A 13571-nucleotide genomic window follows, 5' to 3' on the forward strand; every position below is an offset into this window, starting at 1 on the left:
CCCCGTCGATTGGTAGATATGAAACTCAGAGCGCCTTCAGAGTGCCCTTTGGCAGAGTGGCGACAACCGAGCCTTTCTGAATTTTCAGCTCAACGTTGTCAGACACCTCGATAACCACAAAGTCGTCAGTCACTTTGGTGATTTTGCCGGCGATACCGCCTGCGGTGACCACTTCATCACCCTTCTGCAGGTTGCCCAGCAGGTTTTTCTGCTCTTTGGCACGCTTGGCCTGCGGGCGCCAGATCATCAGATAGAAGATGACCAGGAAGCCGACCAGAAAGATCCACTCAAAACCGGAACCCGCAGGACCTGCGGCAGCTGCCGGTGCTGCACCGTCCGCAAAAGCGGGAGAGATGAAAAAGCTCATTTAGCGCTCCATTTGCATAATTAGTATGTAAAGCAGGAAAAACTCTTTGGTTTCAGTCCAGAGGCGGTACCGCAAGGCCGCGCTTGGCATAGAAGACTTCAACGAAGTCGGCCAATTTACCCTGTTGGATAGCCTCGCGCAAACCAGCCATCAGCCGCTGGTAATGCCGCAAGTTGTGGATCGTATTGAGCATGCTACCCAGCATTTCGCCGCACTTGTCCAGATGGTGCAGATAGGCGCGGGAGAAGTTCTGGCAGGTGTAGCAGTCACAGGTCGGATCCAGCGGCGAATCATCATGGCGATGGAACGCGTTGCGGATCTTCAGGACACCGGTGTCGATGAACAGATGACCGTTGCGGGCATTGCGGGTCGGCATCACGCAATCGAACATGTCGACGCCGCGGCGCACACCTTCGACCAGATCTTCGGGTTTGCCTACCCCCATCAAGTAACGGGGTTTGTCTGCTGGCATCTGGCCAGGGAGATAATCCAGCACCTTGATCATTTCGTGCTTGGGTTCGCCCACCGACAGACCGCCAATCGCCAGGCCGTCGAAGTCCATCTCGGCCAGCGCGTCCAGCGAGCGCTTGCGCAGGTTCTCGTGCATGCCGCCCTGGACGATTCCGAACAACGCCGCATCGCTGTCGCCGTGAGCGATCTTCGAACGCTTGGCCCAGCGCAGCGACAGCTCCATGGACGTGCGCGCCACATCTTCGGTCGCCGGATACGGGGTGCACTCGTCGAAGATCATCACGATGTCCGAGCCCAGGTCACGCTGCACCTGCATCGACTCTTCCGGGCCCATGAACACCTTGGCACCGTCCACCGGCGAGGCAAACGTCACGCCCTCCTCCTTGATCTTGCGCATGGCGCCCAGGCTGAACACCTGAAAACCACCCGAGTCAGTGAGGATCGGGCCTTTCCACTGCATGAAATCGTGCAGGTCGCCGTGGGCCTTGATCACCTCGGTGCCCGGGCGCAACCACAGATGGAAGGTGTTGCCGAGGATGATCTGCGCACCAATGGCCTCGATATCCCGTGGCAGCATGCCCTTGACCGTGCCGTAAGTGCCCACCGGCATGAACGCCGGGGTTTCCACCACGCCACGCGGGAACGTCAGCCGACCGCGACGGGCCTTGCCGTCGGTGGCCAGCAACTCGAAAGACATACGACAGGTGCGACTCATGGACGATCCTCCGGGATCGATTCCTGCGGCCCCGTGGGCGCGGGATTGCGGGTGATGAACATCGCATCACCGTAACTGAAGAAGCGGTAACCCTGTTCGATGGCTGCCGCATAGGCCGCCATGGTCTCGGGATAACCGGCAAACGCCGAAACCAGCATCAGCAGCGTGGATTCAGGCAAATGGAAATTGGTCACCAGCGCATCGACCACATGAAAGGGTCGGCCAGGATAGATGAAGATATCGGTATCGCCGCTGAACGGCGTCAAAACACCATCACGCGCAGCGCTTTCAAGCGATCGCACACTGGTGGTACCCACCGCAACCACCCGGCCACCGCGCGCCCGGCACGCCGCCACGGCATCGACCACATCCTGGCCGACTTCCAGCCACTCACTGTGCATGTGGTGATCTTCGATGCGCTCGACGCGTACCGGCTGGAAGGTGCCCGCACCCACGTGCAGGGTCACGAACGCGGTCTCGACGCCCTTGGCGGCAATCGCCTCCAGCAGCGGCTGGTCGAAATGCAGCCCCGCCGTGGGCGCCGCCACAGCACCGGCACGCTGGGCATACACGGTCTGATAACGCTCACGGTCCGCGCCTTCATCAGGGCGATCGATATAAGGCGGCAGCGGCATATGCCCGACCCGGTCGAGCAACGCCAGCACCGGCTCGGCGAACGCCAGCTCGAACAGCGTATCGTGGCGGGCAACCATGGTCGCCTCGCCACCGCCATCGACCAGGATCGCAGTACCCGGCTTGGGCGATTTGCTCGAACGGACATGGGCCAGCACGCGATGGCTGTCCAGCACCCGCTCGACAAGGATTTCCAGCTTGCCGCCGGAAGCCTTCTGGCCAAACAGCCGCGCCGGAATCACCCGGGTGTTGTTGAACACCATCAGGTCGCCAGGACGCAGATGCTCCAGCAGGTCAGTGAATTGACGATGCGCCAGGGCGCCACTGGGGCCATCCAGGGTCAACAGGCGACTACCGCGGCGCTCGGCCAGCGGATGACGCGCGATCAGGGCATCGGGAAGATCGAAGGTAAAGTCGGCAACACGCATGATGGTGGGGGGTCGTCCAGCAGGGCCGGGAAGTTTAGCCGGTTTGCCCTGAATAGTAAAAAACCCTCAAAAATCATGGTTGACCGAGCGTCGAGTGCTCCCTATACTTCGCGGCCATTGAGCCCTGATGGCGGAATTGGTAGACGCGGCGGATTCAAAATCCGTTTTCGAAAGGAGTGGGAGTTCGAGTCTCCCTCGGGGCACCAAACAGCAGCACGTCCAAGTCAACTAGCAGACTTGGATATAAAAAACCGGCCAGTTGAGCCGGTTTTTTTATGGGCGTCTTTTACCCCTTTGCTTCTTGATGACGCGTTGCGGCGCGACAGTTTGCGCATGTCCAGTGTTCTTAAAGCCCCCTTCGCTAGCAAGACGGATCGCCGCCCGCTGCTCCTCCAAGCTAATGAACGCCCCCTGAACCAACCCCACCCGCCCCATCAAGATTCCCTCCACCCCGCCGACATAATTTGCAATATCCAATGGCTACCATCCACCCGCGATGCCCCATTGACCCCTTCACACCGGACCGTGGTAGCCATAATGAAAATAAAGAACAAACTCGTCCTGGCCTTTGTACTGGTGGCTTTCATCCCTGTGAGTCTGGTTGCCGTGATTTCAGTGCTGAACATCCGCTCGCAGGCGGTCGATCAGTTCATTGATAGCAGCACCCGTGAAATTCGTCAGATCGACGGCAATATCCGGCAGTTTTTCGACAGCACCCAGCACAACGTCGACCAGATGGCCGCCGATCCGCAGTACACCTCGGTCACCAGCCTGAAGAACTATCAGCCTGCCGATGCGGCCAGTCAGCCGTTGCCAGCTGCGGCCAAGCAAGTGATCGATGCGTTTGCCCGCTATGGCGAGACTCATCCGACGGCGGCGATTCTGTCTATCGGGCTGGAGGACGGCACTTATGCCAAGTGGCCGGATGATCCGCAGTTGTCCAAATATGATCCACGTGGCCGCCCTTGGTACAGAGCGGCCATGGCCAGCCTTGGCAAAACGGTGCGTACACCGGCTTATTACTATGAGAAAGACGCGGTGGCACTGGTTGGCAGTGCGCGGGCGATGCTGGATACCGCTGGCAAACCCAAGGGGGTGTTTGTCGTCAGTGTCTCGCTGAAAAACCTCACCGAGCTGGTCAAGAGCATCAAGCTGGGTGAAAGCGGCTACGTGATGCTGATCGAAGACGGCGTGGTGCTGGTCGACCCGCGCGATCCGAGCCATGGCTTCAAGCCGCTCAAGGACCTGGGCGAGCCGTATGCCAAGCTGGCGGCCACGACTCAGGGCTCTACCGAGGTCGAGATCAACGGCGTGCGCTACATGGCTAACGTCTGGACCTCGCCGGGCCTTGGCTGGCGCTATATCGGCCTGATCGAGCATCAGGAAGTCATGGCGGCGGCGACGCATATCACCTACCTGATCGTCGGCATCGTCGTGGTTCTGGTGCTGATCTTCGCGGCGTTGGCAGCAGCATTTGCCCGGGTGATCGTCAAACCGATCGGCCAGGTCAGTACCGGTTTGCAATCGATTGCCGAAGGCGAAGGCGATCTGCGCCGCAATCTGGACGTGCAGGGCAAGGACGAAACCGCAGAGCTGGCCGGCTGGTTCAACAAGTTTCTCGCCGCCATCCGCCAGTTGATCCAGCACATCGGCGCGGCCTCGGCCAATCTGCAGGACGCTTCGCGGGTCAACAGCGAAGTGGCCAATAATATGGATCAGGCGGCGGGCCGTCAGCGCCAGGCCGTTGAACTGGTGTCCACCGCGTTCAACGAAATGGTCGCCACTGCCAACGAAGTCGCGCGGGCCTGCACCACGGCTGCCGGGTCGGCGGAGAGCGGGCAAAGCCGGGTGGCCGAAGGCAAGCAGCAGATCGAGATGAGCACCCAGCATGTCAATCGGCTGGGCCGACGCCTGAGTGAGTCGTCGCAGGCGATGGTCGAGCTTGAGGAAGGCAGCCGCAGCATCAACCAGATTCTCGGCACCATCCGTGCGATTGCCGAGCAGACCAACCTGCTGGCGCTGAACGCCGCGATCGAAGCCGCCCGTGCCGGTGATCAGGGTCGCGGCTTTGCCGTGGTGGCCGATGAAGTGCGCGCGCTGGCCAAGCGCACGGCGGACTCGACCGGCGAGATCGATCAGTTGCTTAGCACGTTGGGCGGCAAGACCCAGGAGGTTTCGCAGAAGATGCACAGTTGCCTGGAGCTGTCGCAGGCCAGCGTGGCATCGATTGAAAGTGCGCGCGACAGCTTTGAAGGTATTCAGTTGTCGGTCAACGAGATCCGTGACCAGAACCTGCAGATTTCCACCGCTGCCGAAGAGCAGCACAGTGTGGCTGAAGACATTAACCGGCATATCCAGCAGATCTACGACGAGGCAAGGCTGGTGGAAAGCCTGGCGCACTCGGCGCAGACCGACTCTGGCCGCTTGTCACAGTTGTCTGATGAACTTAATGGGCTGGTGGGGCGCTTCAAGTCCTGAATCTAAGTTTTCGCGGCTGAAGCCGCTCCTACGGGAATAGTCAGCTTCAAATCTTGAGATGAAGACGGCGGGCTTTAAGGCCCGCCGTCAGGTGACATCACATCAACAGGGCAATCAGGATGATCACCGGAATGGGTACACCAATAATCCACAGCAATAGCGAACGCATCATTTAGCTCCTTGCCCGGTCACGACCGGGTGATTGTCAAATCAACTCTCAAGTGCGACGGGCACGTTCCAGCGCGGCAGTTTCCAGTGGGTCATCGATCCACAGCGCGCGATCACGCTGACGACCGCCCCACAGCGCCGCAAGGCTGGCAAAGAAGGCGCCGCACAACAGGGCGATGAACGTCCACAGCGCGGTATGCGCGGCGACTTTGGCAGCGGTGTCTGCGGCCTGTTTTGCCGCAAGCTTGGCGTCTTCAATAGCTTGACGAGCCTCGCCATACACTTGGTCAACGCGCTGCTCGGCCTCTTGCTGGGTCATGCTGGTGCGTTGCGCGACGAACTGCGCCAGGTAAGCTCGGTCGTCCGCGTTCATCTGGCCGTCACCGGCCAAGGCCTTGTTGAGGATGCGGCTGGTCACCCCTTGCGCATCGGTCTGGCTGGCCTGGGAAGGGTCGGCGCTGCGCAGCAGTTTGTCGATGAAGTAGCCACCGTCACCCTGATTCTGGCCATCGCTCATCGCGCCAACCGCTGTGGCACCACCGGCGGCCATGGCCGCGCCCGCCGCCTGACCACCGACCTGAGCCACGCTGCCGACCGTCGAAGCGACCGAACTGACCACCAGTGCAGCGGTGATCAGGGTGGCCACAGCCCAGGACAGGAAGCCGTGGCTGGTGTCACGGAAGTAGACCTCATCGCCGTGCAGGTTGGTCCACTTGCCACGCAACCGGCCTGCCAGGTAGCCACCCAGCGCCGACGCCAGGATCTGCGTCACCAGTAGCCAGACAATCGTCGAGATACCCAGCGCCTTGGCGCTGACGCCCTCATCACCCCAGGGCGACGAGAGCGCGAAGCCCAGCCCGGAGCCCAACAACAGCAAGATCATGGATAAAGCTGCCGCACCTGCGGCACCGGCAAAAATCGCCGCCCAGGAGACGCCAGACTGGCTCGCCCGGTCGGGCGCGTAGGTGGTGTATTGCGCAGGTGTGATCATGATTGCAGGCCCTTTGGCAGTGAAAGGATAAGTCCCTCACTGGTTACGACCTGCGCCTGCGCTGATGTTTCAAAATATTAATGCCTGGTTGGCGCAAAGGTCAGGCGCCCTGCTTGCAGGAGGCCGGCAACCTCACTGGGCCTGCAATGTTTGCTGGGTACCGACTGTCTGATCGACCATCCGCAAGGCATCGCGGCCGCTGCGTTTGGAGTCGTATAACGCCTTGTCCACCTGCTCAATCAACGCAGTGAGGCTGACCGGCGGCTGACCGAACAGGTTGGCACCCACACTCAAGGTGACCGGCAACGGTGTCGGAAAGTGTTCTGTCGCGGCTTGCTGAAACTGCTCACGCAAGGCACTGCTGATGACCTCGATGGACTCGCAAGACGCATTGCTCAGCAGGATGGTGAACTCATCCCCGCCCAGACGCGCCGCCAGATCGCCTTTGGGCACCAGCGCACGGATCATCTCGCTGAGCAGGACCAGCAGTCGGTCGCCTGCGGCATGGCCATGCAGGTCATTGACCGGTTTAAAGTTGTCGATATCGATCAGCAGCAAGGCGCCTGGTCTGGCAGCCGAAACATCGCTGAGCAGACGCACCGCCCGGGCTTCGAACGCGCGGCGGTTATACAGCGCGGTAAGCGGGTCGCGAGCGGCCAACCGGGCGATCTGCTTTTCACGCTGGTAACGCTCGGTGCCGGTCATCGACACCGCCAACAGCATGATGGCGATCACCCCCTCGACCAGCGAAATCTGGATCACATGACCGCGCAACGCCGCCAGATCGACCAGCGTGCCCGGCGCAAACACCGACAGCCCTTTGCACAGGTAGAACAGACCATGGGCCAACAGCACAAACCGCAGTTGCGCCGCGCCGACACTCAACGAAAGGCCATGCGGACGTAGCAGAAAACTGGCCCGCAAGGTCACGATCGAGACCAGCAGCGAGTTGGCCAGCAGCATGGTTTTCGACCACTGCGGCCCTTCAGGTAATAACAGCATGGCCAGCCACACCCCGGCCAGCCAATACCAGACCCGCGACAGCCTGACCTCCGTGAAACGTGCCACACCGAGCAGGAACAGCCAGTGCGCCAGCACCAGCAGGCCATTGGCGAACCAGATGCCGATGATCAGGATGCCGCTGTTGCGCAGCAACGCCAGGCTACAGCCGACGGTGATGGTGGTAAAACCAAGGCTCCAGAACAGTAGCGACGAAGCGCGGACACTGCGCCATTCAATGCCCAGATAGAGTGCTGCAGAAGCTGCGAGCGCGATAGAAAGGACCAACATGGTTGTTGGGTCGAGCGCCATGGACTGCCAAGCCTGTAAGTGAGCAAAAAAAGGGGGCGATTGTAAGCATTTGCAAGGACTTTGGCAGAGTACATCACTCGGGCAATGGCATACATAGCCCCGATCGGCTAAGCCGACGACCGACGACCGACGCCCGGCGTCGCCAGCCAGCAACCCGCCCCGGCTCGAAGATTTTCGGCTCTATGCTGTCTACTGACCCCCACCCCTCACGGAAAGCCACCATGCAAAGCAAACTGGACCCGACCACCCGCGACGCCATCGCTTTTATCGAAGGCCTGTGCGAACGCCAACTGATCACCTGGCCAATTGATTTCGAGTTCCTTGCGACCACTGATGAAGATCTGGCCGAGACCTTCGGCCACTGGTTTGGTGGCCAGCGCTGGGCCGCGCAAGGCGACAGTTTCGTGCAGTTCGGCCAGGACGGCACCGGCTCGCTGTTTCTACTGTGGTACTACCCTGGCCTGGCCGGCGAGCCGCCGGTGGTGTTCATGGGCTCGGAGGGCGAGTCGAGCCTGGTGGCGGGCAGCCTTGAGGACTTCATCCGCCAACTGGGCTCGGGGCAGGTGTTCTACGTCGATAGCTGGGTCGAACCTGATGAGGACGATAACCAAGACATGGTCTGGCAGGCGCTGGCCGAAGCGATTGATGAACGCTACGGTCTGAGTGATGAAACTGCGCAGCAGTTGGCGGAACAAGCCGCTCGCGTGCATCCAGACTTTACCGGCTGGGTAGAGTCGAAGGTGGAGTACGTTTGAGCCAATCCGGCCACCGCCCCATGAGCAATCAGCAACAGGTCGGTGCATCAACCAGAAAATCTTGCTGCGGTATTTTGTCGCACCGAGCCGCAGCAGTCCCTGACAGAAAACGCCCGCCAATCCAATGGCGTCAAATGGCTATCACGCGGGCGTTTCAGCCCTATCGCCTGCTATTTCAGCCACGCCAAATTTCGTCGCCATAGCCGTTAAAAAAAGATAAATGGCCCCTGAACTTCACAAAGCCTAACAAGCGAGCTTTGCCTGAAACGGTTAAGGTCTGCGCGCCAGACCGCCCCCTCCTCCGTAGACAGGCTTTCAGCATGAACCTGAGAAACCTCAATATCGCCCCCCGCTCCTTGCTCTGCTTCGGCTTTTTTGCCCTGTTGATTTCGGCTTTCGGACTGTTCTCACTGTACGAGGCCTCCCAACTCAAAGATTCCCGGCAAGTGCTGCAGGACAAGGTGATGCCTGCCGTGAAGGCGATCGCCAATATTGAAAGCGACCTGCTGACCATCCGCCTTGGCAATACCAACTTGCGTACCGCCCAGTCGCCACAGGCACTCCAGGTGGCTTACCAACGCATCAAGGATGGCCGCGCCAGCCTCGAAGCCGATGTGAAGAAGCTCAAGCCGCTGCTGACCAACCCGGATGGCCAGAAAGCCTACAGCCAGATGGAGGCCAACCTGATCGCCTATCTGGGCGTGCATACGCGCTTTCTGGAACTGGTTGAGCAAAAGCGTGAAGAGGCCATTAGCGCCATTACTGCGCCGGGTGGCGAGCAGACCCTGGCGGCCAACCGGCTGAGCAAGGACATCGAAGAGGTCACCCGCCAGGTCGAGCTGATGACCACCCGCTCCGGCGAACGGGCCGACGCGGTGTATGCCGAGGCGCAGTATGTGACCATCGCCGCGATCATCGTTGCGCTGATTGCCACCCTGGGCCTGGCGGCGCTGTTCACCCGCAGCCTGGTGGCACCGATTGCCCAGGCGCTGAATGTCGCCGAACAGATTGCCGGCAACGACCTGAGCAAGCCGATCGAGGTGAACGGCGATGACGAGCCGGGCCGCCTGCTCGGCGCCCTGGCGGTGATGCAGCAGAACCTGCGCCACACGCTGGGCGAACTGGGCCACTCCTCCAACCAATTGGCATCCACCTCGGAAGAAACCAGCGCGGTCACCGCTGACGCACTGCGCGGTATCCAGCGCCAGAACGATGAAATCAACCAGGCGGCCACAGCCATCAATCAGATGAGCGCGTCGGTCGAGGAAGTCGCCCGCAATGCCGCTCTGGCCTCGGATGCCGCCCAGGACTCGAGCCAGTCGGCCATCAACGGTCGCCAACGGGTCAGCGAGACGGTGGCGGTCATTACCGACCTGCACCATGCGGTCGGCAGTACCGCCACCGAGATTGACGGCCTGGCCACTCAGGTACAGAACATCAGCGGCGTGCTGGATGTGATTCGCGGCATCGCCGACCAGACCAACCTGCTGGCGCTCAACGCGGCCATCGAAGCCGCCCGTGCCGGTGAGGCAGGACGCGGTTTTGCCGTGGTCGCCGACGAGGTTCGCGCCCTGGCGCACCGTACCCAACAGTCCACCGCCGAGATCGAAAGCATGATTACCTCGATCCAGAACGGCGCTGGCAAAGCAGTCAACGCCATGGGCCTGAGCCGCGAACGCGCCCAGGAAAGCCTGACGGTCGCAGAAGCCGCCGGCAAAGCGCTGACTGAAATCACCGCCGCCATCGCCCAGATCAACGAGCGCAACATCAGCATCGCCACGGCCACCGAAGAACAGGCGCAAGTCGCCCGGGAAGTCGACCGCAACCTGACCAGCATCCGCGACCTGTCGCTGCAGAATTCTGCCGGCGCCAACCAGACCTCGGCCGCCAGCGGTGAGCTGTCGCAACTGGCGGTAGCGCTGAACGCGATGGTGATGCGCTTTCGCATTTGACATCCTCCCCGCCCTAAAGGGCGGGGATTCCCACAACTGGACGCTCATGCCCGAGCGCGAGAATGTTCTTGGCGGCGTTGACGTCGCGGTCGTGGATGGCACCACACCCACAACAAGTCCATTCCCTTATTCCAAGCCCTGCGATACCTCTCGGCCTCGAGTCCGGCAATTGCTTGCAGCTCGAACAGGTTTGGGTGGTGTTTCTCTCGCTAACAACCTTGAAAACCGTGCCTGCGTGATCGCATTTGTATTCCAGCATGGTTTTCAATTGGCCCCAGCCGGCGTCCAGCACCGACTTGGCCATCCTGGTTTTCGCGAGTTTCAGTGAGTTCACATCGCCCACCACAATGACGCCACAACGCGCGACCAGCGCGTTGCTGAACTTATGCAGGGCATCCTTGCGGCGGTTCGCAACCTTGGCGTGAATCGCCCGTACACGGGCCTTCTTGCCGGCCCGCTGGGCCGTGCCCAGGGCTCTTTCCAGATCCCGGTAGAACCTGCCGCTTTCAAGGCGATCACCGTCGCTGCAGGTGGCCGTGGTTTTCAACCCAAGGTCGATACCCACGGCATCCTGGCCCGGCGACAGCTGGCGGTCGACCTCGACCACGACGTTGAAATACCAGCGTCCACGGCTGTCCTCGTTGAAGCTACCGGATCTGAATTTAAAACCCGCCAGGCCGTAGCTGTCCCAGACCTTGAAGTGCTGTTTGTTGAAGACGACCTGGCCGTTTTTCCAGACAGCAGCGCCGGCCTTGAGGGGCACCCAGCCCAGGCTGCGCCGAGCGCCGCCCGAGCGGCGCCAGCGGAGCTGGCGCTTTTTGAACTGTTTGCGCCGTGTGACATATTCGTCGGCAACAGCCTGCACCGATTGGCTGTGCAGTCCCAGGTCTTTGCCGGCCCCGTTGGTGTACTTGTGAATGTCGAACGCCGACAGAAAACGACCACGCTCACGAATCGAGCGACTGCTCAACTCGTTTACGTAGTTCCACACAAAATTCACAGCACGAGAAGCTTCACGCAGCTGCGCTGCGTGCTTGTCTCGCACTCGAATCTTGAGGGTTTTGGTCGCTTTCATTTCAGTCATGAAACACAGGATAGGGCGGTTTTATGGATCTTAACCCCTATGACCGCTTCGCGGTGGCGCTTTCCCCCACCTGAAGGAAGGGGCTTTTCGCGCCAGCTTGGTAACCGATGCGTCTGCCGTAAGGGGCGTCAAAGCGGTTACCCTGCTGGTCCCTCAATACCAACAAGCGAGTAACCGCCCCGATGAATCTGCAATTGTCCGCAATCACCGCCCTGTTGTTGGGACTGTCCGGTCTGGCCCAGGCTCAAGAGCCGACCTCGCATCTGGACAGGGTCCAGCAAGCAGGCGAGCTGGCGGTGTGTACCACCGGCGACTACAAGCCTTACACCTATCGGCGCGCCGATGGCGAGTACGAAGGCATTGATATCAGCATGGCGCGCTCATTGGCGCAAAGCCTGGGCGTCAAGGTCAAATGGGTGCCGACCACCTGGAAGACCCTGATGCCGGACTTTCTCGCCAACAAGTGCGATATCGGCATGGGCGGGATCTCGGTGACGCTGGAGCGGCAGAAGCAGGCGTTCTTCAGCAACACCCTGGATGTGGACGGCAAGATCCCGCTGGTGCGCTGCGTCGATCAGGACAAGTACCAGACCATCGAGCAGATCAACCAGCCGGCGGTGCGCCTGATCGAACCGGCCGGCGGCACCAATGAGGCCTTTGCCCGCGCGCACCTGCCCAAGGCGCAACTGGCCTTCCACGACAACAACACCATCTTCCAGCAACTGCTGGATAAAAAAGCCGACGTGATGATTACCGATTCGTCCGAAGCGCTGTATCAGCAAAAGCGCTTGCCGGGCCTGTGCGCCGTGAACCCGTCGCGCTACATGCAGTACGGTGAAAAAGCCTACCTGCTACCGCGCGGTGATGCGGACTGGAAGAGCTATGTCGATCAATGGCTGCACCTGAGCAAGGCCACAGGGGCTTACCAGAAGGTGCAGAGTGAGTGGCTGGCGCTGCCCTGAAGGCTGAGAGCGATAATCTCAAGGACCTGTGATGTCATCAGATAACCATAAAAATCTCACAAGATTTTCTTGGTAATCGGACATCCTAAAGACAGCGCAACCAACCGCAAGAATGCGACACTAGAGCGCTTGACTATCATTATGAAATCATTCGTTACATAGCCGAATGACTCTGATAACATCGTACAACCCGTGATGAGCAAGCGATCAAACCGTATCGCACCTCTATGTTCGAGCCGGGTCACCGTGATGACCCGGCCGTCCCGCTGCAAACGAAACACAATGAGAGCAGCCTAGAAGGCCTGCCAGCCCTGTTCCTGAATTGTTCGCCTACCTGGCAACGACCCCGGTCGTTTGCCCACGCTGTCGTTTGCCCTCAAGAAAGCGAGCGGCAGCCGGCGTGCGAACAGTCCAGCAACCTGTCGCCAACGTTCAAGCAGAGGGTCAGATGCGCCGTCAGGCGTGTGTTAGAGCCTTGTGTCGTCCGGGATTTTCTTGTGAGCAGTCATAGGTGATCCCTACATGTTGTTAAACAAACCGACATCGCGAAGGAAGTTTCTGCTTTCCTCCCTGATTGCCTTGCCGGCAATGGGTGTGACCGTCAAAGGCCTGAGTGCCGCGGCCGCCGCAGAGATGATTGCCCCGGGCCTGGACACCTACGCCCCGACCTTTTTCAGCCCTGGCGAATGGGCATTCGTGCTCGCCGCCACCGACCGCCTGATCCCCGCCGAAGGCCGTGGCCCTGGCGCGCTGGAAACCAACGTACCGGTGTTCATCGACCAGCAACTGGCCAGCGACCTGGGCAGCGAGATCTATCTGGAAGGCCCGTTCCCGGCCAACCCGCCGCCAACCATGGGCTACCAGATCCCGTTCACCCCGCAGCAGATCTACCGCACGGCGATCAAGGCCGTGAACGCCTGGTGCCAGGAAAAACATCGCGACAACTTCGCGGTGCTGGACGCGCCGGTACAGAACGACGTGCTCAAAAAGCTGCAAAGCGGCGAAGTTGACTTCAGGGCCTATGGCGAGGACATCCTCAAGTCCAAGCAGTTTTTCGGTGAGCTGCTGGGCCACACCAAGCAGGGCTACCTGGCCGACCCGATCTACGGCGGCAACAAGGGCATGAAAGCGTGGATTGCCATTGGCTTCCCCGGTGCCCGCGCCAGCTACGTCGAATGGGTCACCCAGCACAACGTCAAGTACCCCCTCGGTCCGGTCAGTGTCAGCGGCCAGCGCGGCTGACCCCGGAACATTCG

The 13571-nt window shown here is 60.4% G+C and carries 10 protein-coding genes, 1 tRNA gene and 3 pseudogenes; 8 read left to right on the top strand and 6 right to left on the bottom strand.

Features of this window, described 5'->3' with window-relative positions:
- Window positions 1–25 precede the first annotated feature (25 nt).
- Genes yajC through queA form a run of 3 tightly spaced genes read right to left on the bottom strand, consistent with a single transcriptional unit; the run spans window position 26 to window position 2614 of the window.
- Entirely contained in the window at window positions 26–367 is a 342-nt protein-coding gene (gene yajC / locus NJC40_RS00505; RefSeq protein WP_045482610.1) for a preprotein translocase subunit YajC, read from the bottom strand.
- Between the two features lie 52 nt (window positions 368–419).
- Window positions 420–1535 carry a tRNA guanosine(34) transglycosylase Tgt gene (gene tgt, locus NJC40_RS00510; protein WP_162484342.1) on the bottom strand — a complete coding sequence of 372 codons (1116 nt, stop codon included), beginning with the start codon at window positions 1533–1535 and terminating at the stop codon, window positions 420–422.
- Window positions 1536–1549: 14 nt separating this feature from the next.
- Window positions 1550–2614, bottom strand: coding sequence for a tRNA preQ1(34) S-adenosylmethionine ribosyltransferase-isomerase QueA (gene queA, locus NJC40_RS00515; protein WP_253142434.1), 1065 nt, complete (start codon window positions 2612–2614; stop codon window positions 1550–1552).
- Window positions 2615–2735: 121 nt separating this feature from the next.
- On the opposite strand from queA, the gene NJC40_RS00520 reads away from it, so the two are divergent.
- The 3 genes and pseudogenes from NJC40_RS00520 to NJC40_RS00530 all read left to right on the top strand — a co-directional run bounded on the left by NJC40_RS00520 (window position 2736) and on the right by NJC40_RS00530 (window position 5092).
- A tRNA-Leu gene (locus NJC40_RS00520) sits at window positions 2736–2820 on the top strand.
- A gap of 331 nt (window positions 2821–3151) precedes the next feature.
- Window positions 3152–4189 (top strand): annotated as a pseudogene (locus NJC40_RS00525) (cache domain-containing protein); the annotation flags it as partial.
- A 198-nt stretch (window positions 4190–4387) separates the two neighbouring features.
- Entirely contained in the window at window positions 4388–5092 is a 705-nt protein-coding gene (locus NJC40_RS00530; RefSeq protein ID WP_492180594.1) for a methyl-accepting chemotaxis protein, read from the top strand.
- Window positions 5093–5309: 217 nt separating this feature from the next.
- On the opposite strand, the gene NJC40_RS00535 is transcribed toward NJC40_RS00530, so the two are convergent.
- Window positions 5310–6251 (bottom strand): hypothetical protein, encoded by a 942-nt coding sequence (locus tag NJC40_RS00535; RefSeq protein WP_253142436.1) that lies wholly within the window; start codon window positions 6249–6251, stop codon window positions 5310–5312.
- 132 nt (window positions 6252–6383) lie between these two features.
- Window positions 6384–7562, bottom strand: a complete 1179-nt coding sequence (locus NJC40_RS00540; RefSeq protein ID WP_253142437.1) for a GGDEF domain-containing protein — start codon at window positions 7560–7562, stop codon at window positions 6384–6386.
- A gap of 221 nt (window positions 7563–7783) precedes the next feature.
- Between NJC40_RS00540 and NJC40_RS00545 the strand changes: the two genes are divergently transcribed.
- The 3 genes and pseudogenes from NJC40_RS00545 to NJC40_RS00555 form a co-directional block, all read left to right on the top strand.
- Window positions 7784–8317: a hypothetical protein gene (locus NJC40_RS00545; protein WP_253142438.1), complete on the top strand. Its 534-nt coding sequence runs from the start codon at window positions 7784–7786 to the stop codon at window positions 8315–8317.
- A 320-nt stretch (window positions 8318–8637) separates the two neighbouring features.
- A pseudogene (locus NJC40_RS00550) lies at window positions 8638–9054 on the top strand (MCP four helix bundle domain-containing protein); the annotation flags it as partial.
- A gap of 111 nt (window positions 9055–9165) precedes the next feature.
- A pseudogene (locus NJC40_RS00555) lies at window positions 9166–10269 on the top strand (methyl-accepting chemotaxis protein); the annotation flags it as partial.
- Window positions 10270–10282: 13 nt separating this feature from the next.
- On the opposite strand, the gene NJC40_RS00560 reads toward NJC40_RS00555, so the two are convergent.
- The gene (locus NJC40_RS00560; RefSeq protein ID WP_492180446.1) at window positions 10283–11344 is read right to left on the bottom strand and encodes an RNA-guided endonuclease InsQ/TnpB family protein; all 1062 of its coding nucleotides are present in this window, start codon (window positions 11342–11344) and stop codon (window positions 10283–10285) included.
- Window positions 11345–11535: 191 nt separating this feature from the next.
- Here NJC40_RS00560 and NJC40_RS00565 point away from each other — a divergent pair, with 191 nt between their 5' ends.
- Window positions 11536–12315, top strand: a complete 780-nt coding sequence (locus NJC40_RS00565) for a transporter substrate-binding domain-containing protein (protein WP_253143045.1) — start codon at window positions 11536–11538, stop codon at window positions 12313–12315.
- A 522-nt stretch (window positions 12316–12837) separates the two neighbouring features.
- Complete coding sequence (locus NJC40_RS00570) at window positions 12838–13557, top strand: gluconate 2-dehydrogenase subunit 3 family protein (protein WP_045482725.1); 720 nt, start codon at window positions 12838–12840, stop codon at window positions 13555–13557.
- Window positions 13558–13571 lie beyond the last annotated feature (14 nt).

It is taken from the genome of Pseudomonas sp. 21LCFQ02, from assembly GCF_024129895.2.
GTDB lineage: Bacteria > Pseudomonadota > Gammaproteobacteria > Pseudomonadales > Pseudomonadaceae > Aquipseudomonas.